This window comes from Pseudomonas sp. PS01270, from assembly GCF_029959775.1.
Taxonomy (GTDB): domain Bacteria; phylum Pseudomonadota; class Gammaproteobacteria; order Pseudomonadales; family Pseudomonadaceae; genus Aquipseudomonas; species Aquipseudomonas atacamensis.
In genome coordinates this window covers 13,791-38,684 of record NZ_JASCPT010000033.1, presented here as the reverse complement: position 1 = coordinate 38,684, position 24,894 = coordinate 13,791, and the positions used below count along the sequence as shown (strand labels likewise).

Annotated in this window: 30 protein-coding genes; all 30 read left to right on the top strand. The window is 55.6% G+C overall.

What is annotated here, in order from left to right; genetic code table 11:
* Positions 1-137 precede the first annotated feature (137 nt).
* On the top strand, positions 138-638 hold the full coding sequence (gene rplJ / locus QMX86_RS12440; protein WP_008081912.1) for a 50S ribosomal protein L10: 501 nt from the start codon (positions 138-140) through the stop codon (positions 636-638).
* A gap of 73 nt (positions 639-711) precedes the next feature.
* Positions 712-1,077 carry a 50S ribosomal protein L7/L12 gene (gene rplL, locus QMX86_RS12435; protein ID WP_007962228.1) on the top strand — a complete coding sequence of 122 codons (366 nt, stop codon included), beginning with the start codon at positions 712-714 and terminating at the stop codon, positions 1,075-1,077.
* A gap of 220 nt (positions 1,078-1,297) precedes the next feature.
* Positions 1,298-5,371 (top strand): DNA-directed RNA polymerase subunit beta, encoded by a 4,074-nt coding sequence (gene rpoB / locus QMX86_RS12430; protein ID WP_016772939.1) that lies wholly within the window; start codon positions 1,298-1,300, stop codon positions 5,369-5,371.
* A 64-nt stretch (positions 5,372-5,435) separates the two neighbouring features.
* Complete coding sequence (gene rpoC / locus QMX86_RS12425) at positions 5,436-9,635, top strand: DNA-directed RNA polymerase subunit beta' (RefSeq protein ID WP_071173747.1); 4,200 nt, start codon at positions 5,436-5,438, stop codon at positions 9,633-9,635.
* A 216-nt stretch (positions 9,636-9,851) separates the two neighbouring features.
* Positions 9,852-10,223, top strand: a complete 372-nt coding sequence (gene rpsL, locus QMX86_RS12420) for a 30S ribosomal protein S12 (protein WP_003186084.1) — start codon at positions 9,852-9,854, stop codon at positions 10,221-10,223.
* Positions 10,224-10,330: 107 nt separating this feature from the next.
* Positions 10,331-10,804 carry a 30S ribosomal protein S7 gene (gene rpsG / locus QMX86_RS12415; RefSeq protein WP_016772941.1) on the top strand — a complete coding sequence of 158 codons (474 nt, stop codon included), beginning with the start codon at positions 10,331-10,333 and terminating at the stop codon, positions 10,802-10,804.
* 30 nt (positions 10,805-10,834) lie between these two features.
* Positions 10,835-12,940 carry an elongation factor G gene (gene fusA, locus QMX86_RS12410; RefSeq protein WP_016772942.1) on the top strand — a complete coding sequence of 702 codons (2,106 nt, stop codon included), beginning with the start codon at positions 10,835-10,837 and terminating at the stop codon, positions 12,938-12,940.
* A 31-nt stretch (positions 12,941-12,971) separates the two neighbouring features.
* Complete coding sequence (tuf, locus tag QMX86_RS12405; protein ID WP_024014521.1) at positions 12,972-14,165, top strand: elongation factor Tu; 1,194 nt, start codon at positions 12,972-12,974, stop codon at positions 14,163-14,165.
* Between the two features lie 154 nt (positions 14,166-14,319).
* Entirely contained in the window at positions 14,320-14,631 is a 312-nt protein-coding gene (rpsJ, locus tag QMX86_RS12400; RefSeq protein WP_003186070.1) for a 30S ribosomal protein S10, read from the top strand.
* An 80-nt stretch (positions 14,632-14,711) separates the two neighbouring features.
* On the top strand, positions 14,712-15,347 hold the full coding sequence (rplC, locus tag QMX86_RS12395; RefSeq protein ID WP_003228738.1) for a 50S ribosomal protein L3: 636 nt from the start codon (positions 14,712-14,714) through the stop codon (positions 15,345-15,347).
* Between the two features lie 12 nt (positions 15,348-15,359).
* Entirely contained in the window at positions 15,360-15,962 is a 603-nt protein-coding gene (rplD, locus tag QMX86_RS12390) for a 50S ribosomal protein L4 (protein WP_003228735.1), read from the top strand.
* The gene (rplW, locus tag QMX86_RS12385; RefSeq protein ID WP_002555488.1) at positions 15,959-16,258 is read left to right on the top strand and encodes a 50S ribosomal protein L23; all 300 of its coding nucleotides are present in this window, start codon (positions 15,959-15,961) and stop codon (positions 16,256-16,258) included. The genes rplD and rplW overlap by 4 nt, the downstream gene beginning before the upstream one ends.
* Before the next feature lie 14 nt (positions 16,259-16,272).
* Positions 16,273-17,097, top strand: a complete 825-nt coding sequence (gene rplB, locus QMX86_RS12380) for a 50S ribosomal protein L2 (protein WP_016772943.1) — start codon at positions 16,273-16,275, stop codon at positions 17,095-17,097.
* A gap of 16 nt (positions 17,098-17,113) precedes the next feature.
* Positions 17,114-17,389, top strand: coding sequence for a 30S ribosomal protein S19 (gene rpsS, locus QMX86_RS12375; RefSeq protein WP_011336172.1), 276 nt, complete (start codon positions 17,114-17,116; stop codon positions 17,387-17,389).
* An 11-nt stretch (positions 17,390-17,400) separates the two neighbouring features.
* Positions 17,401-17,733 (top strand): 50S ribosomal protein L22, encoded by a 333-nt coding sequence (rplV, locus tag QMX86_RS12370; RefSeq protein WP_003103908.1) that lies wholly within the window; start codon positions 17,401-17,403, stop codon positions 17,731-17,733.
* Positions 17,734-17,746: 13 nt separating this feature from the next.
* Positions 17,747-18,433 carry a 30S ribosomal protein S3 gene (gene rpsC / locus QMX86_RS12365; protein ID WP_003176422.1) on the top strand — a complete coding sequence of 229 codons (687 nt, stop codon included), beginning with the start codon at positions 17,747-17,749 and terminating at the stop codon, positions 18,431-18,433.
* 12 nt (positions 18,434-18,445) lie between these two features.
* Positions 18,446-18,859, top strand: a complete 414-nt coding sequence (rplP, locus tag QMX86_RS12360) for a 50S ribosomal protein L16 (protein ID WP_003228729.1) — start codon at positions 18,446-18,448, stop codon at positions 18,857-18,859.
* Positions 18,859-19,050 carry a 50S ribosomal protein L29 gene (gene rpmC / locus QMX86_RS12355; RefSeq protein WP_002555481.1) on the top strand — a complete coding sequence of 64 codons (192 nt, stop codon included), beginning with the start codon at positions 18,859-18,861 and terminating at the stop codon, positions 19,048-19,050. The genes rplP and rpmC overlap by 1 nt, the downstream gene beginning before the upstream one ends.
* A gap of 2 nt (positions 19,051-19,052) precedes the next feature.
* On the top strand, positions 19,053-19,319 hold the full coding sequence (gene rpsQ / locus QMX86_RS12350) for a 30S ribosomal protein S17 (protein WP_003194644.1): 267 nt from the start codon (positions 19,053-19,055) through the stop codon (positions 19,317-19,319).
* Between the two features lie 23 nt (positions 19,320-19,342).
* Complete coding sequence (rplN, locus tag QMX86_RS12345; RefSeq protein ID WP_002555479.1) at positions 19,343-19,711, top strand: 50S ribosomal protein L14; 369 nt, start codon at positions 19,343-19,345, stop codon at positions 19,709-19,711.
* An 11-nt stretch (positions 19,712-19,722) separates the two neighbouring features.
* The gene (gene rplX / locus QMX86_RS12340) at positions 19,723-20,037 is read left to right on the top strand and encodes a 50S ribosomal protein L24 (protein ID WP_003186046.1); all 315 of its coding nucleotides are present in this window, start codon (positions 19,723-19,725) and stop codon (positions 20,035-20,037) included.
* A gap of 20 nt (positions 20,038-20,057) precedes the next feature.
* Positions 20,058-20,597 (top strand): 50S ribosomal protein L5, encoded by a 540-nt coding sequence (rplE, locus tag QMX86_RS12335; RefSeq protein ID WP_003210069.1) that lies wholly within the window; start codon positions 20,058-20,060, stop codon positions 20,595-20,597.
* A gap of 13 nt (positions 20,598-20,610) precedes the next feature.
* A complete protein-coding gene (rpsN, locus tag QMX86_RS12330; protein ID WP_003186042.1) occupies positions 20,611-20,916 on the top strand; it encodes a 30S ribosomal protein S14 in 306 nt (101 codons plus the stop codon).
* 208 nt (positions 20,917-21,124) lie between these two features.
* The gene (rpsH, locus tag QMX86_RS12325; RefSeq protein WP_016772944.1) at positions 21,125-21,517 is read left to right on the top strand and encodes a 30S ribosomal protein S8; all 393 of its coding nucleotides are present in this window, start codon (positions 21,125-21,127) and stop codon (positions 21,515-21,517) included.
* A gap of 12 nt (positions 21,518-21,529) precedes the next feature.
* Entirely contained in the window at positions 21,530-22,063 is a 534-nt protein-coding gene (gene rplF, locus QMX86_RS12320; protein ID WP_003228722.1) for a 50S ribosomal protein L6, read from the top strand.
* Positions 22,064-22,073: 10 nt separating this feature from the next.
* Positions 22,074-22,424, top strand: a complete 351-nt coding sequence (gene rplR, locus QMX86_RS12315; protein ID WP_003186037.1) for a 50S ribosomal protein L18 — start codon at positions 22,074-22,076, stop codon at positions 22,422-22,424.
* Between the two features lie 3 nt (positions 22,425-22,427).
* On the top strand, positions 22,428-22,928 hold the full coding sequence (rpsE, locus tag QMX86_RS12310) for a 30S ribosomal protein S5 (protein WP_007955637.1): 501 nt from the start codon (positions 22,428-22,430) through the stop codon (positions 22,926-22,928).
* 2 nt (positions 22,929-22,930) lie between these two features.
* On the top strand, positions 22,931-23,107 hold the full coding sequence (gene rpmD, locus QMX86_RS12305; protein ID WP_003176408.1) for a 50S ribosomal protein L30: 177 nt from the start codon (positions 22,931-22,933) through the stop codon (positions 23,105-23,107).
* A 3-nt stretch (positions 23,108-23,110) separates the two neighbouring features.
* On the top strand, positions 23,111-23,548 hold the full coding sequence (gene rplO, locus QMX86_RS12300) for a 50S ribosomal protein L15 (protein WP_003228720.1): 438 nt from the start codon (positions 23,111-23,113) through the stop codon (positions 23,546-23,548).
* Positions 23,549-24,877, top strand: coding sequence for a preprotein translocase subunit SecY (gene secY / locus QMX86_RS12295; protein ID WP_016772945.1), 1,329 nt, complete (start codon positions 23,549-23,551; stop codon positions 24,875-24,877).
* The last annotated feature ends 17 nt before the right edge of the window (positions 24,878-24,894 follow it).

Genomic DNA, 24,894 nt, shown 5'->3' with positions numbered 1-24,894 from the left:
CTATCCAAGACCGTAGGCGGCGCAAGCCTTAAACCTCAAGCCTACGCAGATGGTGCTCCCGGTTCCTTACCGAATCAGACACCAAAACGACATTCGGTTCCGATCGAATGAAACGGTAACAAGCAGGAGTTAAACCCGTGGCAATTAATCTCGAAGACAAGAAGGCCATCGTCGCTGAAGTCAACGAGGCTGCCAAAGTCGCTCTGTCCGCTGTCGTGGTTGATGCACGTGGCGTAACAGTAGGCGCAATGACCGGACTCCGTAAAGAGGCTCGTGAAGCTGGCGTTTACGTACGTGTTGTACGTAACACCCTGCTCAAGCGCGCTGTTGCTGACACTCAATACAGTGTCCTCAACGACGTGTTCACCGGCCCGACCCTGATTGCATTCTCGAACGAACATCCGGGCGCTGCTGCCCGTATCTTCAAAGAGTTTGCCAAGGGTCAGGACAAGTTCGAGATCAAGGCAGCTGCGTTCGAGGGCAAGTTCCTCGCAGCTAATCAGATCGACGTACTGGCAACTCTGCCGACCCGTGACGAAGCAATTTCCCAGCTGATGAGCGTGATTCAAGGCGCAACCAGCAAATTGGCTCGTACTCTGGCGGCAATTCGCGACCAGAAAGAAGCTGCCGCAGCCTAAGGCTCGTCACTTCTCGCGTTTTTTGTTTATTTCGATGGTCGCGTAGGCCGTCCCCCAATTCAGGAATTGAGTCATGTCTCTGACTAACGAACAAATCATCGAAGCAATCGGCCAGAAATCCGTAGTGGAAATCGTTGAGCTGATCAAAGCGATGGAAGAAACCTTCGGTGTTACCGCTGCTGCCGCTTCGGCTGGCCCAGCTGTAGCTGCTGCTGCTGTTGAAGAGCAAACCGAGTTCAACGTTGTTCTGCTGGAAGCTGGCGAGAAGAAGGTTAACGTGATCAAGGCAGTTCGTGAACTGACCGGTCTGGGCCTGAAAGAAGCCAAAGAGAAAGTAGACGGCGCTCCTCAGGTTGTAGCTGAAGGCGTTTCGAAAGAAGCGGCTGAAGACGCCAAGAAGAAGCTGGAAGAAGCAGGCGCTAAAGTCGAGCTGAAGTAAGCATCGACTTTGCTCCTCCAGCCCGAGCGTCAAGCGACAGGCTGATGGCTGGTGGCTCTTGCCACCGGCCTTTTTCCGTTATTGGCAGCCGACTGGGTCGGTGCTGATAAAGGCGCTGTAACCACCCGATGCGGTGGCGCAAACCATGGGGTTTGCACGATTTTCTGGCTGCTCCCGTCGGGAGGGCCAAACAAGCAGGTGACCAAGCTGGGGAACGCTGATGGCTTACTCATATACTGAGAAAAAACGTATCCGCAAGGACTTTAGCAAGTTGCCGGACGTCATGGATGTGCCTTACCTCCTGGCCATCCAGCTGGATTCGTATCGTGAATTCTTGCAAGCGGGAGCGACTAAAGATCAGTTCCGCGACGTGGGCCTGCATGCGGCCTTCAAATCCGTTTTCCCGATCATCAGCTACTCCGGCAATGCTGCGCTGGAGTACGTCGGTTATCGCCTGGGCGAACCGGCATTTGATGTCAAAGAATGCGTATTGCGCGGTGTGACTTTCGCCGTACCTTTGCGGGTAAAAGTGCGCCTGATCATTTTCGACAAAGAATCGTCGAACAAAGCGATCAAGGACATCAAAGAGCAAGAAGTCTACATGGGTGAAATCCCCCTGATGACTGAGAACGGTACCTTCGTAATCAACGGTACCGAGCGTGTTATCGTTTCCCAGCTGCACCGTTCCCCGGGCGTGTTCTTCGACCACGACCGCGGCAAGACGCACAGCTCCGGCAAACTGCTGTACTCGGCTCGCATCATTCCTTACCGCGGTTCGTGGCTGGACTTCGAATTCGACCCGAAAGACTGCGTCTTCGTGCGTATCGACCGTCGTCGCAAACTGCCGGCTTCGGTACTGCTGCGCGCACTCGGTTACACCACCGAAGAAGTGCTGGACGCGTTCTACACTACCAACGTATTCCACCTGAGCGGCGAAACCCTCAGCCTGGAACTGGTGCCATCGCGCCTGCGTGGTGAAGTTGCGGTTCTGGATATCCAGGACGAGAAGGGCAAGGTCATCGTTGAGCAAGGCCGCCGTATTACCGCGCGCCACATCAACCAGATCGAAAAAGCCGGTATCAAGACGCTGGACGTGCCACTGGACTACGTCCTTGGCCGCACCACCGCCAAGGCTATCGTGCACCCGGCTACCGGAGAAATCCTGGCCGAATGCAACACCGAGCTGAACACTGAAGTCCTGGCAAAAATCGCCAAGGCTCAGGTCGTTCGCATCGAGACCCTGTATACCAACGACATCGACTGCGGTCCGTTCGTCTCCGACACGCTGAAGATCGACTCCACCAGCAACCAATTGGAAGCGCTGGTCGAGATCTATCGCATGATGCGTCCAGGCGAGCCGCCAACCAAAGACGCTGCCGAAACCCTGTTCAACAACCTGTTCTTCAGCCCTGAGCGCTATGACCTGTCTGCGGTCGGCCGGATGAAGTTCAACCGTCGTATCGGTCGTACCGAGATCGAAGGTTCGGGCGTGCTGTGCAAGGAAGACATCGTCGCGGTCCTGAAGACTCTGGTCGACATCCGCAACGGTAAAGGCATCGTCGATGACATCGACCACTTGGGTAACCGTCGTGTTCGCTGCGTAGGCGAAATGGCCGAGAACCAGTTCCGCGTTGGCCTGGTACGTGTTGAGCGTGCGGTCAAAGAGCGTCTGTCGATGGCAGAAAGCGAAGGCCTGATGCCGCAAGACCTGATCAACGCCAAGCCAGTGGCTGCGGCGGTGAAAGAGTTCTTCGGTTCCAGCCAGCTGTCGCAGTTCATGGACCAGAACAACCCGCTGTCCGAGATCACCCACAAGCGTCGTGTCTCTGCACTCGGCCCTGGTGGTCTGACTCGTGAGCGCGCGGGCTTCGAAGTTCGTGACGTACACCCGACTCACTACGGTCGTGTCTGCCCGATTGAAACGCCGGAAGGTCCGAACATCGGTCTGATCAACTCCCTGGCTGCGTACGCTCGCACCAACCAGTACGGCTTCCTGGAAAGCCCGTACCGCGTGGTGAAAGAGGGTGTTGTCACCGACGAGATCGTGTTCCTGTCCGCTATTGAAGAAGCCGATCACGTGATCGCGCAGGCTTCGGCGACCATGAACGAGCAGAAAGTCCTGATCGACGAACTGGTTGCCGTACGTCACCTGAACGAATTCACCGTCAAGGCGCCGGAAGACGTCACCCTGATGGACGTTTCGCCGAAGCAGGTTGTGTCGGTTGCAGCGTCGCTGATTCCGTTCCTCGAGCACGACGACGCCAACCGTGCGTTGATGGGTTCGAACATGCAGCGTCAGGCTGTACCGACTCTGCGCGCTGACAAGCCGCTGGTAGGTACCGGCATGGAGCGTAACGTAGCCCGTGACTCCGGCGTTTGCGTCGTGGCTCGTCGTGGTGGCGTGATCGATTCCGTCGATGCCAGCCGTATCGTGGTTCGTGTTGCCGATGACGAAGTTGAAACCGGTGAAGCCGGTGTCGACATCTACAACCTGACCAAGTACACCCGCTCGAACCAGAACACCTGCATCAACCAGCGTCCGCTGGTACGTAAAGGTGATCGCGTTCAGCGTAGCGACATCATGGCCGACGGCCCGTCCACCGACATGGGTGAACTGGCACTGGGTCAGAACATGCGCATCGCGTTCATGGCATGGAACGGCTTCAACTTCGAAGACTCCATCTGCCTGTCCGAGCGTGTGGTTCAGGAAGACCGTTTCACCACGATCCACATTCAGGAACTGACCTGTGTGGCCCGTGACACCAAGCTTGGCCCAGAGGAAATCACTGCGGACATCCCGAACGTGGGTGAAGCTGCACTGAACAAGCTGGACGAAGCCGGTATCGTTTACGTAGGTGCTGAAGTAGGCGCAGGCGACATCCTGGTTGGCAAGGTCACTCCGAAAGGCGAGACCCAACTGACTCCGGAAGAAAAACTGCTGCGTGCAATCTTCGGTGAAAAAGCCAGCGACGTTAAAGACACCTCCCTGCGCGTGCCAACCGGCACCAAAGGTACTGTCATCGACGTACAGGTCTTCACCCGTGACGGCGTTGAGCGTGATGCTCGTGCACTGTCGATCGAGAAGTCCCAGCTGGACGAGATCCGCAAGGATCTGAACGAAGAGTTCCGCATCGTTGAAGGCGCGACTTTCGAGCGTCTGCGTTCCGCACTGGTAGGCCACAAGGCTGAAGGCGGCGCCGGCCTGAAGAAAGGTCAGGACATCACCGACGAAGTACTCGACGGTCTTGAGCACGGCCAGTGGTTCAAACTGCGCATGGCTGAAGATGCTCTGAACGAGCAGCTCGAGAAGGCTCAGGCCTACATCGTTGATCGTCGCCGTCTGCTGGACGACAAGTTCGAAGACAAGAAGCGCAAACTGCAGCAGGGCGATGACCTGGCTCCAGGCGTGCTGAAAATCGTCAAGGTTTACCTGGCAATCCGTCGCCGCATCCAGCCGGGCGACAAGATGGCCGGTCGTCACGGTAACAAGGGTGTGGTCTCCGTGATCATGCCGGTTGAAGACATGCCGCACGATGCCAATGGCACCCCGGTCGACGTGGTCCTCAACCCGCTGGGCGTACCTTCGCGTATGAACGTTGGTCAGATCCTCGAAACCCACCTGGGCCTCGCGGCCAAAGGTCTGGGCGAGAAGATCAACCGGATGGTCGAAGAGCAGCGTAAAGTCGCTGAACTGCGCACCTTCCTGGACGAGATCTACAACCAGATCGGCGGTCGTAACGAAGATCTGGACAGCTTCTCCGATCAGGAAATCCTCGATCTGGCGAACAACCTGCGTGGCGGCGTTCCAATGGCCACTCCAGTGTTCGACGGCGCCAAGGAAAGCGAAATCAAGGCCATGCTGAAACTGGCAGACCTGCCGGAAAGCGGCCAGATGCAGCTGACCGACGGCCGTACCGGCAACAAGTTCGAGCGTCCAGTTACCGTTGGCTACATGTACATGCTGAAGCTGAACCACTTGGTAGACGACAAGATGCACGCGCGTTCTACCGGTTCTTACAGCCTGGTTACCCAGCAGCCGCTGGGTGGTAAGGCGCAGTTCGGTGGTCAGCGTTTCGGGGAGATGGAGGTCTGGGCACTGGAAGCATACGGTGCTGCTTACACTCTGCAAGAAATGCTCACAGTGAAGTCGGACGATGTGAACGGCCGTACCAAGATGTACAAGAACATCGTGGATGGCGATCACCGTATGGAGCCGGGCATGCCCGAGTCCTTCAACGTGTTGATCAAGGAAATTCGTTCCCTCGGCATCGATATCGATCTGGAAACCGAATAACACGTGACGCGAATCGAGAGCGGGGCAGGATTGCCCGCTCTCTGCTCCGCCAGGAGGAAAGGCCTTGAAAGACCTACTGAATTTGCTGAAAAACCAGGGTCAAGTCGAAGAGTTCGACGCCATCCGTATCGGATTGGCCTCGCCGGAGATGATCCGTTCGTGGTCGTTCGGTGAAGTTAAAAAGCCGGAAACCATCAACTACCGTACGTTCAAACCCGAGCGTGACGGCCTGTTCTGCGCCAAGATCTTTGGCCCGGTAAAGGATTACGAGTGCCTGTGCGGTAAGTACAAGCGCTTGAAGCACCGTGGTGTGATCTGCGAGAAGTGCGGCGTTGAAGTTGCACTGGCCAAGGTTCGTCGTGAGCGCATGGCGCACATCGAACTGGCTTCGCCGGTTGCCCACATCTGGTTCCTGAAATCGCTGCCGTCGCGTATCGGCCTGCTGATGGACATGACCCTGCGTGATATCGAACGCGTTCTCTACTTCGAGAGCTATGTCGTTATCGATCCAGGCATGACCACCCTTGAAAAAGGTCAGCTGCTGAACGACGAGCAGTACTTCGAAGCGCTGGAAGAGTTCGGTGACGATTTCGACGCCCGCATGGGTGCCGAAGCTGTCCGTGAACTGCTGCACGCTATCGACCTGGAGCACGAGATTGGCCGTCTGCGCGAAGAGATTCCGCAAACCAACTCGGAAACCAAGATCAAGAAGCTGTCCAAGCGTCTGAAGTTGATGGAAGCCTTCCAGGGTTCCGGCAACCTGCCAGAGTGGATGGTGCTGACCGTTCTGCCGGTTCTGCCGCCAGATCTGCGTCCACTGGTCCCGCTGGATGGCGGTCGTTTCGCGACCTCCGACCTCAACGATCTGTATCGTCGAGTGATCAACCGTAACAACCGTTTGAAGCGCCTGCTGGATCTGTCCGCGCCGGACATCATCGTGCGCAACGAAAAGCGTATGTTGCAGGAAGCGGTCGATGCACTGCTCGACAACGGTCGTCGTGGCCGCGCTATCACTGGTTCCAACAAGCGTCCTCTGAAATCCCTGGCTGACATGATCAAGGGTAAGCAAGGTCGTTTCCGTCAGAACTTGCTCGGTAAGCGTGTTGACTACTCCGGTCGTTCGGTAATTACCGTAGGCCCGACCCTGCGTCTGCACCAGTGCGGTCTGCCGAAGAAGATGGCTCTCGAGCTGTTCAAGCCGTTCATTTTCGGCAAGCTGGAAATGCGTGGTCTGGCGACCACCATCAAAGCGGCCAAGAAAATGGTCGAGCGCGAACTGCCAGAGGTTTGGGACGTTCTTGCTGAAGTGATTCGCGAACACCCGGTTCTGCTCAACCGTGCACCGACCCTTCACCGTCTGGGTATCCAGGCGTTTGAACCGGTACTGATCGAAGGTAAGGCTATCCAGCTGCACCCTCTGGTCTGCGCCGCGTACAACGCCGACTTCGACGGCGACCAAATGGCCGTGCACGTACCGCTGACGCTGGAAGCCCAGCTCGAAGCGCGTGCGTTGATGATGTCGACCAACAACATTCTGTCGCCAGCCAACGGTGAGCCAATCATCGTTCCGTCGCAGGACGTTGTATTGGGTCTGTACTACATGACTCGTGAAGCGATCAACGCCAAGGGCGAAGGTCGTGTGTTCGCGGATCTGCAGGAAGTCGACCGTGTGTTCCGTGCCGGCGAAGCCGCACTGCACGCCAAGGTCAAGGTTCGTATCAACGAAACCGTCAACGACCGTGACGGCAACAGCGTGAGCGGTACCCGTATCGTCGACACCACTGTCGGCCGTGCGCTGCTGTTCCAGGTTGTGCCGAAAGGTCTGTCGTTCGACGTCGTCAACCTGCCGATGAAGAAAAAGGCGATCTCCAAGCTGATCAACCAGTGCTACCGCGTGGTTGGTCTAAAAGAGACCGTGATCTTCGCTGACCAGTTGATGTACACCGGTTTCGCTTACTCGACCATCTCCGGCGTTTCCATCGGTGTTAACGACTTCGTTATCCCGGATGAAAAAGCCCGCATCATCGGTGCAGCCACCGACGAAGTGAAAGAGATCGAGAGCCAGTACGCCTCCGGCCTGGTAACCCAGGGCGAGAAGTACAACAAAGTGATCGACCTCTGGTCGAAAGCGAACGACGAAGTTTCCAAGGCGATGATGGCCAACCTCTCGAAAGAGAAAGTCATCGACCGTCACGGCGACGAGGTCGACCAAGAGTCTTTCAACTCGATGTACATGATGGCTGACTCGGGTGCGCGGGGTTCCGCAGCACAGATTCGTCAGCTGGCCGGTATGCGTGGTCTGATGGCCAAGCCGGACGGTTCCATCATTGAAACGCCGATTACTGCGAACTTCCGTGAAGGTCTGAGCGTACTTCAGTACTTCATCTCGACTCACGGTGCTCGTAAAGGTCTGGCGGATACCGCGTTGAAAACCGCTAACTCTGGTTACCTGACTCGTCGTCTGGTAGACGTGGCGCAGGATCTGGTAGTAACCGAGATCGATTGCGGCACCGAACACGGTCTGCTGATGACTCCGCACATTGAAGGCGGTGACGTTGTAGAACCGTTGGGTGAGCGCGTACTGGGTCGTGTCATTGCCCGTGACGTATTCAAGCCAGGCACCGAGGACGTTATCGTTCCTGCCGGTACTCTGGTAGACGAGAAGTGGGTCGAATTCATCGAGCTGAACAGCATCGACGAAGTGATCGTGCGTTCGCCGATCAGCTGCGAAACCCGCTACGGCATCTGCGCCAAGTGCTACGGCCGTGATCTGGCTCGTGGTCACCAGGTGAACATCGGTGAAGCGGTCGGCGTTATCGCTGCCCAGTCCATCGGTGAGCCGGGTACCCAGCTGACCATGCGTACGTTCCACATCGGTGGTGCGGCAAGCCGTACTTCCGCAGCCGACAGCGTTCAGGTGAAGAATGGCGGTACCGTCCGTCTGCACAACCTGAAGCACGTTGAGCGAGTGGATGGCCATCTGGTTGCTGTGTCCCGTTCCGGTGAGCTGGCAATCGCGGATGACTTCGGTCGTGAGCGCGAGCGTTACAAGCTGCCGTACGGTGCTGTGATTTCGGTTAAGGAAGGTGACAAGGTCGACGCTGGCGCAATCGTGGCCAAGTGGGATCCGCACACTCACCCGATCGTTACCGAAATGAAAGGTACCGTGACCTACGTGGGCATGGAAGAAGGCATCACGATCAAGCGTCAGACTGACGAATTGACCGGTATGACCAACATTGAAGTACTTGACGCGAAAGATCGTCCAGCTGCCGGTAAGGAAATCCGTCCAGCAGTGAAGATGGTCGACGACAACGGCAAGGATCTGTTGCTGCCAGGCACTGACGTTATCGCTCAGTACTTCCTGCCAGCCAACGCCCTGGTCGGTGTGGCTGACGGTGCGAAGATTGCGATCGGTGACGTTATCGCTCGTATCCCGCAGGAAACTTCGAAGACCCGTGACATCACCGGTGGTCTGCCGCGTGTTGCCGACCTGTTCGAAGCCCGTCGTCCGAAAGAAGCGTCGATTCTGGCTGAAGTCAGCGGCACCATCGCGTTCGGTAAAGAGACCAAAGGCAAGCGCCGTCTGGTCATTACCCCGAACGACGGTAGCGATCCGTACGAAGAGCTGATTCCGAAGTGGCGTCACCTGAACGTCTTCGAAGGCGAACAGGTAAACCGCGGCGAAGTTATCTCCGACGGTCCAAGCGATCCGCACGACATCCTGCGTCTGCTGGGTGTAAGCGCGCTGGCCAAGTACATCGTCAACGAGATCCAGGACGTTTATCGTCTGCAAGGCGTGAAGATCAACGACAAGCACATCGAGACCATCCTGCGTCAGATGCTGCGTAAAGTTGAGATCTCCGAGTCCGGCGATTCCAGCTTCATCAAGGGCGACCAGATGGAACTGACTCACGTACTGGTAGAGAACGAGCGTCTGGGCGCGGAAGACAAGTTTGTCTCCAAGTTCACTCGCGTTCTGCTGGGTATCACCAAGGCGTCGTTGTCCACCGAATCGTTCATCTCGGCGGCTTCCTTCCAGGAAACCACCCGCGTACTGACCGAAGCGGCAGTCACCGGCAAGCGCGATTACCTGCGCGGCCTGAAAGAAAACGTAGTCGTGGGTCGTCTGATCCCGGCCGGTACCGGTCTTGCCTATCACAGCGAGCGCAAGCGTCGCCGTGATGCCGACAAGCCGTTGCGCGTAAGCGCCAGTGAAGTGGAAGCTGCACTGACCGAAGCGCTGAACTCGAGCGGTAACTGAGTTCTGCGATAAACGAGCGTGAGGCCCTGATCGCTCCGTTCGTCGAATCGAGACATCAAGTCAAGGTTCGATGGGCGGGGAGGTCGGGGCCTTGCCTTGACTGGAATCAAGATCCTCTTTAGACTCTTGATCCCCTAAATTTGGCGGGAATTCGTTCCTGCCATTTTGCTTTTCTTGCAAGACAATAGCGTCGCAAGACAACAGTGGAGCTAGTAGATGGCAACTATCAACCAGCTGGTACGTCAGCCGCGTAAGCGTATCGTCGAGAAATCCGACGTACCTGCGCTGCAGAACTGCCCGCAACGTCGTGGCGTGTGCACTCGTGTGTACACCACCACGCCGAAAAAACCTAACTCGGCACTGCGTAAAGTATGCCGTGTGCGTCTGACCAACGGTTTCGAGGTTTCCTCGTACATCGGTGGTGAAGGCCACAACCTGCAAGAGCACAGCGTGGTACTGATCCGCGGCGGTCGTGTAAAAGACTTGCCAGGTGTTCGTTACCACACCGTTCGCGGCTCCTTGGATACTTCCGGCGTTAAAGGCCGTAACCAGGGTCGTTCGAAGTACGGTACCAAGCGTCCGAAGTAATCGGCCGTTTTGCAGATTTTTATTTTATTGAGTCGATAAGAGTAAGGTCGGGCACGCATCCTCTGGATCTGTCCCGAGCTAACCTGAAGACCGCTTGAGGGCTTATCATGCCAAGACGTCGCGTAGCAGCAAAGCGTGAGATTCTGGACGATCCGAAATACGGAAGCCAGATCCTCGCCAAATTCATGAACCACGTTATGGAAAGCGGCAAGAAAGCCGTTGCCGAGCGTATCGTTTATGGTGCCCTGGAAACCGTTGCGGCCCGTAAGGCTGGCACCGATCCCCTGGAACTCTTCGAAAAAGCACTCGACGCCATCGCTCCGCTGGTCGAAGTGAAGTCGCGCCGCGTTGGTGGTGCTACTTACCAGGTTCCGGTCGAGGTTCGTCCTTCCCGTCGTAACGCTCTGGCAATGCGCTGGTTGGTAGACTTCGCCCGTAAGCGCGGCGAGAAGTCTATGGCTCTGCGTTTGGCTGGCGAACTGCTGGATGCTGCTGAAGGTAAAGGTGCTGCTGTTAAGAAGCGTGAAGACGTGCACCGTATGGCCGAAGCTAACAAAGCTTTCTCGCACTACCGCTTCTAATTTTAGCTTCACTAATTTTGCGAGGGCTTTATGGCTCGTACTACTCCGATTAGCCGCTACCGTAACATCGGTATCGTCGCTCACGTGGATGCTGGTAAAACCACCACCACCGAGCGCGTACTGTTTTACACCGGCAAAAGTCACAAAATGGGCGAGGTGCATGATGGCGCCGCGACCACAGACTGGATGGTTCAGGAGCAGGAGCGTGGTATTACCATTACTTCTGCTGCCATTACCGCCTTCTGGAAAGGTTCCGAGAAGCAGTACTCTCACGAGCACCGTTTCAACGTAATCGATACCCCGGGCCACGTTGACTTCACCATTGAAGTTGAGCGTTCCCTGCGCGTACTCGACGGCGCTGTCGTTGTGTTCTGCGGTACTTCGGGTGTTGAGCCACAGTCGGAAACCGTATGGCGTCAAGCCAACAAATACGGCGTTCCACGTCTTGTTTACGTAAACAAGATGGACCGTGCCGGCGCCAACTTCCTGCGCGTGATCGGTCAGATCAAGCAGCGTCTGGGTCACACTCCGGTGCCGATCCAGTTGGCCATCGGTTCCGAAGACAACTTCCAGGGTCAGATCGATCTGATCAACATGCAAGCTGTCTACTGGAACGACTCCGACAAAGGTATGGTCCCTGTTCGCAAGGACATTCCTGCCGAGCTCCAAGAGCTGGCTGAAGAGTGGCGCAACAACATGGTTGAAGCTGCTGCCGAAGCCAACGAAGAGCTGATGAACAAGTACCTGGAAGGCGAAGAGCTGTCGATCGAAGAGATCAAGGCTGCTTTGCGTCAGCGTACTATCGCCGGCGAAATCGTTCTGGCCGTTTGCGGTTCTTCGTTCAAGAACAAGGGCGTTCCCCTGGTTCTCGACGCCGTTATCGACTACCTGCCTGCTCCGACCGACATTCCTGCTATCAAGGGTTCCAACCCTGATAACGAGGAAGAAGAGATGGAGCGTCATGCAGACGACAACGAGCCTTTCGCGGCTCTGGCGTTCAAGATCGCTACCGACCCATTCGTGGGTACTCTGACCTTCGTTCGCGTTTACTCGGGCGTGTTGAACTCCGGCGACGGCGTGATCAACTCGGTCAAAGGCAAGAAAGAGCGCGTGGGTCGTATGGTGCAAATGCACGCAAACGCCCGTGAAGAGATCAAGGAAGTACGCGCTGGTGACATCGCGGCCCTGATCGGCATGAAGGACGTCACCACTGGTGAAACCCTCTGCAACGCTGACAAGCCAATCATCCTGGTTCGCATGGACTTCCCGGAGCCGGTTATTTCGGTTGCCGTAGAGCCTAAGACCAAGGATGACCAGGAAAAAATGGGTATCGCTCTGGGCAAGCTTGCTCAGGAAGACCCGTCTTTCCGTGTTAAAACTGATGAAGAGACTGGTCAGACGATCATCTCCGGCATGGGCGAGCTGCACCTGGACATCCTGGTTGACCGGATGCGCCGTGAGTTCAACGTCGAAGCCAACATCGGCAAGCCTCAGGTTTCGTATCGTGAGCGCATCACGAAGAACTGTGAAATCGAAGGCAAGTTCGTTCGTCAGTCCGGTGGTCGCGGCCAGTTCGGTCACTGCTGGATCCGTTTTGCTCCTGCTGACGAAGGTCAGGAAGGTCTGCAATTCGTGAACGAAGTTGTAGGTGGTGTGGTTCCTAAGGAATACATCCCGGCTATCCAGAAGGGTATCGAAGAGCAGATGAAGAACGGCGTTGTTGCCGGCTATCCGCTGATCGGCCTGAAGGCTACCGTGTTCGATGGTTCTTACCACGACGTCGACTCCAACGAGATGGCGTTTAAAGTGGCTGCTTCCATGGCGACCAAGCAACTGGCCCAGAAGGGTGGTGGTGAGTTGCTCGAGCCGATCATGGCGGTAGAGGTTGTTACGCCTGAAGACTATATGGGTGATGTGATGGGCGACCTTAACCGTCGTCGCGGCATGATCCAGGGTATGGAAGACACAGTGTCCGGCAAGGTTATCCGTGCCGAGGTTCCACTGGGTGAGATGTTCGGTTATGCGACCGACGTTCGTTCCATGTCCCAGGGTCGCGCAAGCTACTCTATGGAATTCAAAAAATACGATACGGCTCCGTCGCACATCGTCGAATCCGTAACCAAAAAACAAGGCTGATTCAGCCCCTTTAGGCTAGGAGTTAATTGTCGTGGCTAAAGAAAAATTTGATCGTTCCCTACCGCACGTCAACGTTGGCACCATCGGTCACGTTGACCACGGTAAAACCACTCTGACTGCTGCTCTGACTCGCGTCTGCTCCGAAGTTTTCGGTTCGGCCGTCGTTGAATTCGACAAGATCGACAGCGCACCAGAAGAAAAAGCTCGCGGTATCACCATCAACACCGCTCACGTTGAGTACAACTCGACTATTCGTCACTACGCTCACGTTGACTGCCCGGGTCACGCTGACTACGTGAAGAACATGATCACCGGTGCTGCCCAGATGGACGGCGCGATCCTGGTTTGCTCGGCCGCTGATGGTCCGATGCCACAAACCCGTGAGCACATCCTGCTGTCCCGTCAGGTAGGCGTTCCGTACATCGTGGTTTTCCTGAACAAGGCTGACCTGGTAGACGACGCTGAGCTGCTGGAACTGGTTGAGATGGAAGTTCGTGACCTGCTGTCGACCTACGACTTCCCAGGTGACGACACTCCGATCATCATCGGTTCGGCTCGTATGGCGCTGGAAGGCAAAGACGACAACGAAATGGGCACCACTGCCGTTCGTAAGCTGGTTGAAACTCTGGATACCTACATCCCAGAACCAGTTCGTATGATCGACAAGCCATTCCTGATGCCAATCGAAGACGTGTTCTCGATCTCGGGTCGCGGTACTGTTGTGACTGGTCGTATCGAGCGCGGTATCGTTCGCGTTCAGGACGCTCTGGAAATCGTTGGTCTGCGTGACACCACCACCACCACCTGCACCGGTGTTGAGATGTTCCGCAAACTGCTCGACGAAGGTCGTGCTGGCGAGAACTGCGGCGTTCTGCTGCGTGGTACCAAGCGTGACGACGTTGAGCGTGGCCAGGTTCTGGTCAAGCCAGGTTCGGTCAAGCCGCACACCAAGTTCACCGCAGAAGTTTATGTTCTGAGCAAGGAAGAAGGCGGTCGTCACACTCCGTTCTTCAAAGGCTACCGTCCACAGTTCTACTTCCGTACTACTGACGTGACTGGTAACTGCGAGCTGCCAGAAGGCGTTGAAATGGTAATGCCAGGTGATAACATTCAGATGACTGTTACCCTGATCAAAACCATCGCGATGGAAGATGGTCTGCGTTTCGCTATCCGTGAAGGCGGTCGTACCGTCGGCGCTGGCGTCGTAGCCAAAATCATCGAGTAAGACTTTTAAAGTCAGCTTGATGGATTGAAAAAGCCCCCGCTCAGCGGGGGCTTTTTTATTGGGTTGACACCTATCGGGGGCGTCTATAGAATTGCGCCTCCTTTTAACGGGCGTATTGCGCCCGGTGGGAATAGCAGCCGGAGTCTGAAATCCAATGCAAAATCAGCAAATCCGTATCAGGTTGAAGGCTTTTGACCATCGCCTGATCGACCAATCAACCCAGGAAATCGTGGAAACCGCGAAACGTACTGGTGCTCAAGTGCGTGGTCCAATTCCACTGCCTACCCGTAAAGAGCGGTTCACCGTTCTGGTTTCCCCGCACGTCAACAAAGACGCGCGTGACCAGTACGAGATCCGCACTCATAAGCGTGTTCTGGACATCGTCCAGCCAACGGATAAAACCGTTGACGCGCTGATGAAGCTTGATCTTGCGGCCGGTGTGGAAGTGCAGATCAGCCTCGGCTAAGACTCGGTCTTGGTCGTGTAACGCTCTGAAATGGGCGGCCATAGCGGGTGAAAGCCCCGTACACTCATGAGGTTTACAACATGACTATTGGTGTAGTCGGTCGTAAATGCGGTATGACCCGTATTTTCACCGAAGAAGGTGTCTCCATTCCGGTCACGGTCATTGAGATCGAGCCGAATCGCGTCACCCAGTTCAAAACTGAAGAGACCGATGGCTATCGTGCAGTGCAAGTCACTGTCGGCGAGCGTCGCGCTTCGCGTGTAACAGCAGCTCAGGCTGGCCACTTCGCTAAAGCGAACGTTGCCGCTGGTCGCACCACCATGGAATTCCGCCTTGAAGAAGGCGAGTACCAGGCTGGCGATCTGATCAACGCTGAAATCTTCGCCGCTGGTCAACTGGTTGATGTAACCGGTCAGTCCAAGGGTAAAGGCTTCCAGGGTACGATCAAGCGTTGGAATTTCCGCGGGCAAGATAACACCCACGGTAACTCCGTATCCCACCGCGTCCCAGGCTCTATCGGCCAGTGCCAGACTCCTGGTCGTGTATTCAAGGGCAAAAAAATGTCCGGTCATATGGGCGCTGAGCGCGTGACCGTGCAGTCCCTGGAAGTAGTGCGCGTGGACGCTGAACGCAATCTGTTGTTGGTCAAGGGTGCTGTTCCTGGCGCTACTGGCGGCAATCTGGTTGTACGTCCAGCAGCCAAGGCTCGCGGTTAAGGGGAAGCTGACATGCAATTAAATGTAAATGACGCTCAAGCGATCGAAGTTTCCGAACTGACATTTGGCGGCGAATTCAACGAGACGCTGGTTCACCAAGCAGTCGTGGCCTACATGGCCGGCGGCCGTCAAGGTAGCAAGCAGCAGAAGACCCGTTCCGACGTTCGTGGTGGCGGCAAGCGCCCATGGCGTCAGAAAGGTACTGGCCGTGCTCGTGCCGGTACTATCCGTAGCCCAATCTGGCGTGGCGGCGGTACCACTTTCGCAGCTCGTCCACAGGATCACTCCCAGAAGCTGAACAAGAAGATGTATCGCGCAGCAATGCGTTCCATCCTTGCTGAGCTGGTGCGTACTGATCGTCTGGTCGTGGTTCAGGATTTCGCTGTTGAAACTCCGAAAACCAAAGATCTGCTGGGCAAACTGAACAACATGAGCCTGACCGACGTTCTGATCGTGTCGGACGCTGTTGATCAGAACCTGTACCTGGCTGCTCGCAACCTGCCGCACGTAGATGTACGTGATGTGCAAGGTTCCGATCCAGTTAGTCTGATCGCATACGACAAGGTGTTGATCACCGTGTCGGCCGTGAAGAAATTCGAGGAGCTGCTGGGATGAACCAGGAACGCGTATTTAAAGTTCTGCTTGGCCCGCACGTTTCCGAGAAGGCTACGGTTCTGGCAGACAAGAAAGGCCAGTTCGTTTTCAAGGTTGCTACCGATGCAACCAAGCTGGAAATCAAGAAGGCCGTCGAAAGCCTGTTCAGCGTGAAAGTAGAGCGCGTCACTACCCTGAACGTTCTGGGTAAGAGCAAGCGCACTGCTCGCGGTCTGGGCAAGCGTAATGACTGGAAGAAGGCAGTTATCTCCCTTCAGCCAGGCCAAGATCTCGATTTCAGCAGCAGTGCTGAGTAAGGAAGGGGTGCATCATGGCAATCGTTAAATGCAAACCGACTTCCCCTGGCCGCCGTTTTGTGGTCAAGGTGGTCAACCAGGAGCTGCATAAAGGCGCTCCTCACGCACCGCTGCTCGAGAAAAAATCGAAGTCTGGTGGTCGTAACAACAATGGCCGTATTACCACTCGTCACATCGGTGGTGGTCATAAGCAGCATTACCGTATGGTCGATTTCCGTCGCAACGACAAAGATGGCATCGTCGCCACTGTCGAGCGTATCGAATACGATCCAAACCGTACTGCTCACATCGCACTGCTGTGCTACGCAGACGGCGAGCGCCGCTACATCATCGCCCCTAAAGGCGTGAGTGCTGGCGACCAGCTGATCGCAGGCGCTCTGGCTCCAATCAAGCCAGGCAACGCTCTGCAACTGCGCAACATTCCAGTCGGTTCTACCGTACACGGCATCGAATTGAAGCCAGGTAAAGGTGCACAGATCGCTCGTTCCGCTGGTGCTTCGGCTCAGCTGATCGCTCGTGAAGGTGTCTACGTGACCCTGCGTCTGCGTTCCGGTGAAATGCGTAAAGTCCTGGCTGAATGCCGTGCGACCCTGGGTGAAGTCTCGAACTCCGAGCACAGCCTGCGTTCGCTGGGTAAAGCTGGTGCCAAACGCTGGCGTGGCGTTCGCCCAACCGTTCGTGGTGTTGCCATGAACCCGGTTGACCACCCACATGGTGGTGGTGAAGGTCGTACCTCTGGTGGTCGTCATCCGGTATCGCCATGGGGCTTCCCGACTAAGGGCGCGAAGACTCGTGGTAATAAGCGTACCGACAAAATGATCGTCCGTCGTCGCAAGTAAATAGAGGGATACGACAGTGCCACGTTCTCTGAAAAAAGGTCCTTTTATTGATCTTCACCTACTGAAGAAGATCGAAGTGGCGGCGGAAAAGAACGATCGCAAACCAATTAAAACCTGGTCGCGTCGTTCGATGATCCTGCCACAAATGGTCGGTCTGACCATCGCAGTACACAACGGTCGTCAGCACGTCCCAGTTCTCGTTAACGAAGACATGGTCGGCCACAAACTGGGCGAGTTCGCCGGTACCCGCAACTATCGCGGGCACGTGGCTGACAAGAAAGCCAAGCGTTAAGGGGTAAGGAAATGGAAGTAGCCGCTAAGTTGTCGGGCGCTCGAATCTCCGCCCAGAAAGCCCGCTTGGTCGCCGACCAGATCCGCGGGAAGAAGGTGGGCGAAGCGCTCAACCTGTTGGCTTTCAGCAGTAAGAAAGCCGCCGAGATCATGAAGAAAGTGCTGGAGTCGGCCGTAGCCAACGCCGAGCATAACGAAGGCGCAGACGTTGATGACCTGAAGGTCAGCACCGTTTTCGTCAACGAAGGGCGTTCGCTGAAGCGCATCATGCCACGTGCCAAAGGCCGTGCTGATCGCATCGTCAAGCGGTCTTGCCATATCACTGTCAAGGTTGCTGACAAGTAACGGAGTCGAAGAGATGGGTCAGAAAGTACATCCCATTGGCATTCGCCTGGGAATCGTCAAGGAGCACACCTCCGTCTGGTACGCAGACGGTCGGACTTATGCGGACTACTTGTTCGCAGATCTGAAAGTGCGTGAGTATCTCCAAGACAAACTAAAAAGCGCGTCCGTAAGCCGTATCGATATCCATCGTCCGGCCCAAACTGCACGCATCACCATCCACACCGCTCGTCCAGGTATCGTTATCGGGAAGAAAGGTGAAGATGTTGAGAAACTGCGTCAGGACCTGACCAAGCAAATGGGTGTGCCTGTGCACATCAATATCGAAGAGATCCGCAAGCCGGAGCTCGACGGTATGCTGGTTGCGCAGAGCGTAGCTCAGCAGCTGGAGCGTCGTGTAATGTTCCGTCGCGCTATGAAGCGCGCTGTACAGAACGCCATGCGCATTGGTGCCAAAGGCATCAAAATCCAAGTGAGCGGTCGTCTCGGCGGTGCTGAAATCGCACGTACTGAATGGTATCGCGAAGGTCGTGTGCCACTGCACACCCTGCGTGCCGACATCGACTATGCCAACTACGAAGCTCACACCACTTACGGTGTGATCGGTGTAAAGGTTTGGATCTTCAAAGGCGAAGTTATTGGTGGTCGCCAAGAAGAACTGAAACCACAAGCACCAGCGCCTCGTAAAAAAGCTGCTAAGTAAGGGGTACGCCAAATGTTGCAACCAAAGCGTACGAAGTTCCGCAAGCAGATGACCGGCCACAACCGTGGTCTGGCACTGCGCGGTAGCAAAGTCAGCTTCGGCGAGTTCGCGCTGAAGTCTGTTGCTCGTGGTCGTCTCACCGCTCGTCAGATCGAGTCAGCGCGTCGTGCTCTGACCCGTCACGTAAAACGTGGCGGCAAGATCTGGATCCGTGTATTCCCGGACAAGCCGATCTCCAAGAAACCTCTCGAGGTTCGTATGGGTAAAGGTAAGGGTAACGTGGAGTACTGGGTTGCCCAGATTCAGCCAGGCAAAGTCCTGTATGAAATCGAGGGTGTTTCTGAAGAGCTGGCGCGTGAGGCTTTCGCCCTGGCTGCTGCAAAGCTGCCGCTCGCCACCTCCTTTGTTAAACGGACGGTGATGTGATGAAAGCGAATGAACTTCGTGAAAAATCCGCACAGCAGCTGAACGAGCAACTGCTCGGCTTGCTGCGCGACCAGTTCAATCTGCGCATGCAGAAAGCAACTGGCCAGTTGGGGCAGTCTCATCTGCTCTCGCAAGTTAAGCGTGACATCGCTCGCGTGAAGACTGTGCTCAACCAGCAGGCAGGTAAGTGATCATGGCTGAAGCCGAAAAAACTGTCCGTACGCTGACTGGCCGTGTTGTCAGCGACAAGATGGACAAAACCATCACCGTTCTGATCGAGCGTCGCGTAAAGCACCCGATCTACGGTAAATACGTTAAGCGTTCGACTAAGCTGCACGCGCACGACGAAACCAATCAGTGCCACATCGGCGACAAAGTCACTATTCGTGAAACTCGTCCGATGGCCAAGACCAAGTCTTGGGCGCTGGTTGATGTTCTCGAACGCGCTGTGGAAGTCTAAGGGCTAGGGGTCGGAGAAATTATATGATTCAGACTCAATCCATGCTCGATGTGGCCGATAACAGCGGCGCTCGCCGTGTTATGTGCATCAAGGTGCTGGGTGGCTCCCATCGTCGTTACGCTGGTATCGGTGACATCATCAAAGTTACCGTGAAGGAAGCAATTCCTCGCGGTAAGGTGAAAAAAGGCCAAGTGATGACTGCTGTTGTAGTCCGCACTCGTCACGGCGTACGTCGTGCTGATGGCTCCATTATCCGCTTTGATGGCAACGCTGCTGTTCTTCTGAACAACAAGCAAGAGCCGATCGGCACCCGTATCTTTGGGCCAGTGACCCGTGAACTTCGTACTGAGAAGTTCATGAAGATCGTCTCGCTCGCCCCAGAAGTGCTGTAAGGAGATCCGACATGCAAAAGATTCGTCGTGACGACGAGATCATCGTGATCGCCGGCAAAGACAAAGGTAAGCGCGGTAAGGTGCTGAAGGTTCTTGCTGACAACCGTCTGGTTGTTGGTGGTCTGAACCTGGTCAAGCGTCATACCAAGCCTAACCCGATGTCGGGCGTACAGGGCGGTATCGTCGAGAAAGAAGCGCCACTGCACGCTTCCAACGTCGCCATCTTCAACGGCGAAACCAACAAGGCTGACCGCGTTGGTTTCAAAGTAGAAGATGGTAAGAAAATTCGTGTCTTCAAGTCGACCCAAAAAGCGGTTGATGCTTGAACACTGCTAGGTAGAAGACCATGGCACGACTAAAAGAGATTTACCGGAAGGAAATCGCTCCGAAACTTAAGGAAGAACTTAAGCTTTCGAACGTGATGGAAGTTCCGCGCGTTACCAAAATCACCCTGAACATGGGTCTGGGCGAAGCGATCGGCGACAAAAAAGTCATCGAGCACGCTGTTGCTGACCTGGAAAAGATCACCGGCCAGAAAGTCGTTGTGACCTACGCTCGTAAATCCATCGCTGGCTTCAAAGTCCGCGAAGGATGGCCGATCGGCGTCAAAGTGACCCTGCGCCGTGAGCGTATGTACGAGTTCCTGGATCGTCTGCTGTCGATCTCCCTGCCTCGGGTTCGCGACTTCCGCGGCCTGAATGCCAAGTCCTTCGATGGTCGTGGCAACTACAGCATGGGCGTGAAAGAGCAGATCATCTTCCCGGAAATCGACTACGACAAGATCGATGCTCTCCGCGGTCTGGACATTACCCTGACCACCACTGCCAAGAACGATGATGAAGGCCGCGCTCTGCTGCGTGCTTTCAAATTCCCGTTCCGCAACTGATTGGAGTAGGAAAATGGCCAAGAAGAGCATGAAAAACCGTGAGCTGAAGCGTCAGCTCACCGTTGCCAAGTACGCCACCAAGCGTGCAGCGCTGAAAGCTATCATCGTCGATCTGAACGCAAGTCCAGAAGCGCGTTGGGAAGCTACCGTAGCTCTGCAGAAGCAACCACGTGACGCAAGCGCTTCGCGCATGCGTAACCGTTGCCGCCTGACTGGTCGTCCGCACGGCGTGTACCGCAAGTTCGGCCTCGGCCGTAACATGCTGCGTCAAGCTGCAATGCGTGGTGACGTACCAGGTCTGGTTAAAGCCAGCTGGTAACAGTAGTCAAAGTCTCGATGTTCGGGTTCGCAAGAACCTGACCATCGGTGGCCTTGAATCTGAATCAAGCCCCTTTTGGGGCTTGATTCATTTCTGGGGTGTGTCTAGAATGACCGGCTCGCCTGAGCCCGTGTTTTTCTGCCCGGAAGTTCTCGGCGACAAGTAGTAGCCGCAAGGCTAATTTTTTTGTATTAGGAGCGTCTAGCCCATGAGTATGCAGGACCCGTTAGCGGACATGCTAACTCGAATCCGTAATGCCCAGATGGCTGAAAAGTCTGTCGTAAGCATGCCGTCTTCCACGTTGAAGGCTGCTGTAGCAAAAGTCCTGAAGGACGAAGGTTACATCGCGGATTTTCAGATCACCACCGACGCCAAGCCGTCGCTGTCCATCTCGCTGAAGTACTTCGAAGGCCGTCCGGTTATCGAAGAAGTGAAGCGCGTTAGTCGTCCAGGCCTGCGTCAGTACAAGTCCGTTGAAGATCTGCCGAAAGTTCGTGGCGGTCTTGGCGTGTCTATCGTCTCCACCAACAAAGGTGTGATGACGGATCGTGCTGCGCGCGCTGCCGGTGTCGGCGGCGAAGTTCTTTGCACTGTGTTCTAAGGGGGGATAAGCATGTCTCGCGTCGCTAAGAACCCCGTTAAGCTGCCAGCCGGTGTCGAAGTCAAATTCGCAGGCCAACAGCTTTCGGTGAAGGGTGCCAAGGGTACTCTTGAACTGAACATCCATTCGTCCGTTGAGATCGTTGAAGAAGCTGGTGAGCTGCGTTTCGCTGCTCGCAATGGCGATCAACAAACTCGCGCAATGGCCGGTACCACGCGTGCGTTGGTAAACAACATGGTCCAGGGCGTAAGCCAAGGCTTCGAGCGCAAGCTCCAGCTGGTCGGTGTTGGATACAAAGCGCAAGCAAAAGGTCAGGTTCTGAACCTGGCTCTTGGCTTCTCGCACCCAGTGGATTACGAACTGCCGGAAGGCATCACCGCTGAGACTCCTAGCCAGACCGATATCCTGATCAAGGGCATCGACAAGCAGCTGGTAGGTCAAGTGGCCGCCGAGATCCGCGACTTCCGTCCACCAGAGCCATACAAAGGCAAAGGTGTGCGCTACGCGGACGAAGTCGTCCGTCGTAAAGAAGCCAAGAAGAAGTAGGGCATAGCAAATGACCGACAAAAAAGTTACTCGACTGCGTCGCGCTCGCAAAGCACGCCTGAAAATGCACGAACTCGAAGTCGTGCGTCTCTGCGTGTTCCGCTCGTCGCAGCACATCTACGCCCAGGTCATCTCGGCCGACGGCAACAAAGTCCTGGCAAGTGCCTCGACTTTGGATAAAGAACTGCGTGATGGTGCCACTGGCAACATCGACGCGGCCACAAAGGTTGGCCAGCTGGTCGCTACGCGTGCTAAGGCCGCTGGCGTATCGCAAGTGGCTTTCGACCGCTCTGGCTTCAAGTACCACGGCCGCGTTAAAGCGCTGGCTGATGCTGCTCGTGAAGCTGGGCTGGAGTTCTAAGTTATGTCAAATAACGACCAAAAGCGCGACGAAGGCTACATCGAGAAGCTGGTTCAAGTTAACCGCGTAGCCAAAACCGTTAAAGGCGGCCGTATCTTCACTTTCACCGCGTTGACCGTGGTTGGTGATGGTAAAGGGCGTGTTGGCTTCGGCCGTGGCAAGTCGCGTGAAGTGCCTGCTGCGATCCAGAAGGCAATGGAAGCTGCTCGCCGCAACATGATTCAAGTTGACCTGAACGGCACCACTCTGCAGTACGCAATGAAGTCCGCTCACGGCGCTTCGAAGGTGTACATGCAGCCTGCTTCTGAAGGTACCGGTATCATCGCTGGCGGCGCTATGCGTGCTGTCCTCGAAGTTGCTGGCGTTCAGAACGTTCTGGCCAAGTGCTATGGCTCGACTAACCCGGTAAACGTGGTTCACGCCACTTTCAAGGGTCTGAAGGCTATGCAGTCTCCTGAGTCCATCGCTGCCAAGCGTGGCCTGCGTGTTGAGGAGATCAAGTAATCATGGCTACCGTTAAAGTTACGCTGATCAAAAGCATGACCGGCCGCATCCCTAACCACAAACTGTGCGTTAAGGGTCTGGGTCTGCGTCGCATCGGTCACACTGTAGAAGTCCAGGATACTCCCGAGAATCGCGGGATGATCAACAAGGCTTACTACATGCTGCGTGTCGAGGGTTAATCGATGAAACTCAATGATCTGAGTCCAGCGCCGGGTTCCCGTCGCGAAAAGCATCGTCCGGGCCGTGGTATCGGTAGTGGTTTGGGCAAGACTGGTGGCCGTGGTCACAAAGGTCAGACCTCCCGCTCCGGTGGCACCATCGCTCCAGGCTTTGAAGGCGGTCAACAGCCGCTGCATCGTCGCCTGCCTAAGTTCGGTTTCGTTTCCCTGAAAGCCATGGATCGCGCAGAAGTGCGTTTGTCCGAGCTGGCCAAAGTGGAAGGCGACATCGTTACTGTGCAGTCCCTGAAAGATGCCAACGTGATCAACGTCAACGTACAGCGTGTGAAAATCATGCTGTCCGGTGAAGTGACTCGCGCTGTCACTATCGGCAAGGGAATCGGCGCCACCAAAGGTGCGCGTGCGGCTATCGAAGCAGCTGGCGGCAAGTTCGAGGAATAAATGGCTAAGCAAGGTGCTCTCTCTGCGCTCGGCAAAGGCGGTATGTCTGAACTCTGGGCTCGTCTGCGTTTTCTGTTCCTGGCGATTATCGTCTACCGAATAGGCGCACACATCCCGGTTCCAGGTATCAACCCGGACCGACTCGCAGACCTGTTTCGACAGAATGAGGGGACCATTCTTAGCTTGTTCAACATGTTCTCCGGCGGCGCGCTGGAACGGATGAGCATCTTTGCACTGGGAATCATGCCGTACATTTCGGCATCGATCATCATGCAACTGATGACCGCCGTCAGCCCGCAGCTGGAGCAGTTGAAGAAGGAAGGTGAAGCTGGCCGTCGCAAGATTAGCCAGTACACCCGCTACCTCACCGTCGCTCTCGCTCTGGTCCAGGCTATTGGCATGTCCATTGGTCTGGCGGGGCAGGGCGTCGCGTTCACTGGTGACTTTGGCTTCCATTTCGTCGCGGTAACCACATTTGTGGCTGGTGCGATGTTCATGATGTGGCTGGGTGAGCAGATTACTGAGCGTGGTGTTGGCAACGGTATCTCGATGTTGATTTTTTCGGGTATCGTCGCCGGTCTTCCGAGAGCAATCGGGCAGTCTTTCGAGTCTGCGCGTCAGGGTGATATCAACATCTTCGCCCTGGTTGCCATCGGTTTGCTGGCAGTAGCGATTATCGGTTTCGTGGTGTTCATTGAGCGTGGTCAGCGTCGTATTGCTGTTCACTACGCCAAGCGTCAGCAGGGCCGCAAGGTTTTTGCTGCGCAGACAAGCCACTTGCCGCTGAAGGTGAACATGGCCGGTGTTATTCCGGCTATTTTCGCGAGCAGCATCTTGCTGTTTCCGGCTTCGTTGGGTGCCTGGTTCGGTCAGTCTGAAGGTATGGGCTGGTTGCAGGACATCTCGCAGTCGATCGCTCCTGGTCAGCCGTTGAATATTCTGCTGTTTAGTGCAGGGATTATTTTCTTCTGCTTCTTCTATACGGCGTTGATGTTCAATCCGAAAGACGTAGCGGAAAACCTGAAGAAGTCCGGTGCCTTTATTCCGGGCATCCGTCCAGGTGAGCAGTCTGCGCGCTATATTGATGGCGTTCTGACCCGCTTGACCCTGTTCGGTGCTCTTTACATGACGGCCGTGTGCCTGTTGCCCCAATTCCTGGTGGTTGCAGCAAACGTTCCGTTCTACCTTGGCGGGACCTCGTTGCTGATCGTGGTCGTGGTTGTGATGGACTTCATGTCCCAAGTACAATCGCACCTCGTTTCGCACCAGTACGAATCCCTGATGAAGAAAGCCAACCTGAAGGGTTACGGCAGCGGCATGTTGCGCTGAGTACCCATAAGGTTCGA

Coding starts and splice junctions, on each gene's coding strand:
- rplL (WP_007962228.1), top strand. CDS start 712: ATGTCTCTGACTAACGAACAAATCATCGAAGCAATCGGCCAGAAATCC.
- rpoB (WP_016772939.1), top strand. CDS start 1,298: ATGGCTTACTCATATACTGAGAAAAAACGTATCCGCAAGGACTTTAGC.
- rpsL (WP_003186084.1), top strand. CDS start 9,852: ATGGCAACTATCAACCAGCTGGTACGTCAGCCGCGTAAGCGTATCGTC.
- rpsG (WP_016772941.1), top strand. CDS start 10,331: ATGCCAAGACGTCGCGTAGCAGCAAAGCGTGAGATTCTGGACGATCCG.
- fusA (WP_016772942.1), top strand. CDS start 10,835: ATGGCTCGTACTACTCCGATTAGCCGCTACCGTAACATCGGTATCGTC.
- rpsJ (WP_003186070.1), top strand. CDS start 14,320: ATGCAAAATCAGCAAATCCGTATCAGGTTGAAGGCTTTTGACCATCGC.
- rplC (WP_003228738.1), top strand. CDS start 14,712: ATGACTATTGGTGTAGTCGGTCGTAAATGCGGTATGACCCGTATTTTC.
- rplD (WP_003228735.1), top strand. CDS start 15,360: ATGCAATTAAATGTAAATGACGCTCAAGCGATCGAAGTTTCCGAACTG.
- rplW (WP_002555488.1), top strand. CDS start 15,959: ATGAACCAGGAACGCGTATTTAAAGTTCTGCTTGGCCCGCACGTTTCC.
- rplB (WP_016772943.1), top strand. CDS start 16,273: ATGGCAATCGTTAAATGCAAACCGACTTCCCCTGGCCGCCGTTTTGTG.
- rplV (WP_003103908.1), top strand. CDS start 17,401: ATGGAAGTAGCCGCTAAGTTGTCGGGCGCTCGAATCTCCGCCCAGAAA.
- rpsC (WP_003176422.1), top strand. CDS start 17,747: ATGGGTCAGAAAGTACATCCCATTGGCATTCGCCTGGGAATCGTCAAG.
- rplP (WP_003228729.1), top strand. CDS start 18,446: ATGTTGCAACCAAAGCGTACGAAGTTCCGCAAGCAGATGACCGGCCAC.
- rpmC (WP_002555481.1), top strand. CDS start 18,859: ATGAAAGCGAATGAACTTCGTGAAAAATCCGCACAGCAGCTGAACGAG.
- rpsQ (WP_003194644.1), top strand. CDS start 19,053: ATGGCTGAAGCCGAAAAAACTGTCCGTACGCTGACTGGCCGTGTTGTC.
- rplN (WP_002555479.1), top strand. CDS start 19,343: ATGATTCAGACTCAATCCATGCTCGATGTGGCCGATAACAGCGGCGCT.
- rplX (WP_003186046.1), top strand. CDS start 19,723: ATGCAAAAGATTCGTCGTGACGACGAGATCATCGTGATCGCCGGCAAA.
- rplE (WP_003210069.1), top strand. CDS start 20,058: ATGGCACGACTAAAAGAGATTTACCGGAAGGAAATCGCTCCGAAACTT.
- rpsN (WP_003186042.1), top strand. CDS start 20,611: ATGGCCAAGAAGAGCATGAAAAACCGTGAGCTGAAGCGTCAGCTCACC.
- rpsH (WP_016772944.1), top strand. CDS start 21,125: ATGAGTATGCAGGACCCGTTAGCGGACATGCTAACTCGAATCCGTAAT.
- rplF (WP_003228722.1), top strand. CDS start 21,530: ATGTCTCGCGTCGCTAAGAACCCCGTTAAGCTGCCAGCCGGTGTCGAA.
- rplR (WP_003186037.1), top strand. CDS start 22,074: ATGACCGACAAAAAAGTTACTCGACTGCGTCGCGCTCGCAAAGCACGC.
- rpsE (WP_007955637.1), top strand. CDS start 22,428: ATGTCAAATAACGACCAAAAGCGCGACGAAGGCTACATCGAGAAGCTG.
- rpmD (WP_003176408.1), top strand. CDS start 22,931: ATGGCTACCGTTAAAGTTACGCTGATCAAAAGCATGACCGGCCGCATC.
- rplO (WP_003228720.1), top strand. CDS start 23,111: ATGAAACTCAATGATCTGAGTCCAGCGCCGGGTTCCCGTCGCGAAAAG.
- secY (WP_016772945.1), top strand. CDS start 23,549: ATGGCTAAGCAAGGTGCTCTCTCTGCGCTCGGCAAAGGCGGTATGTCT.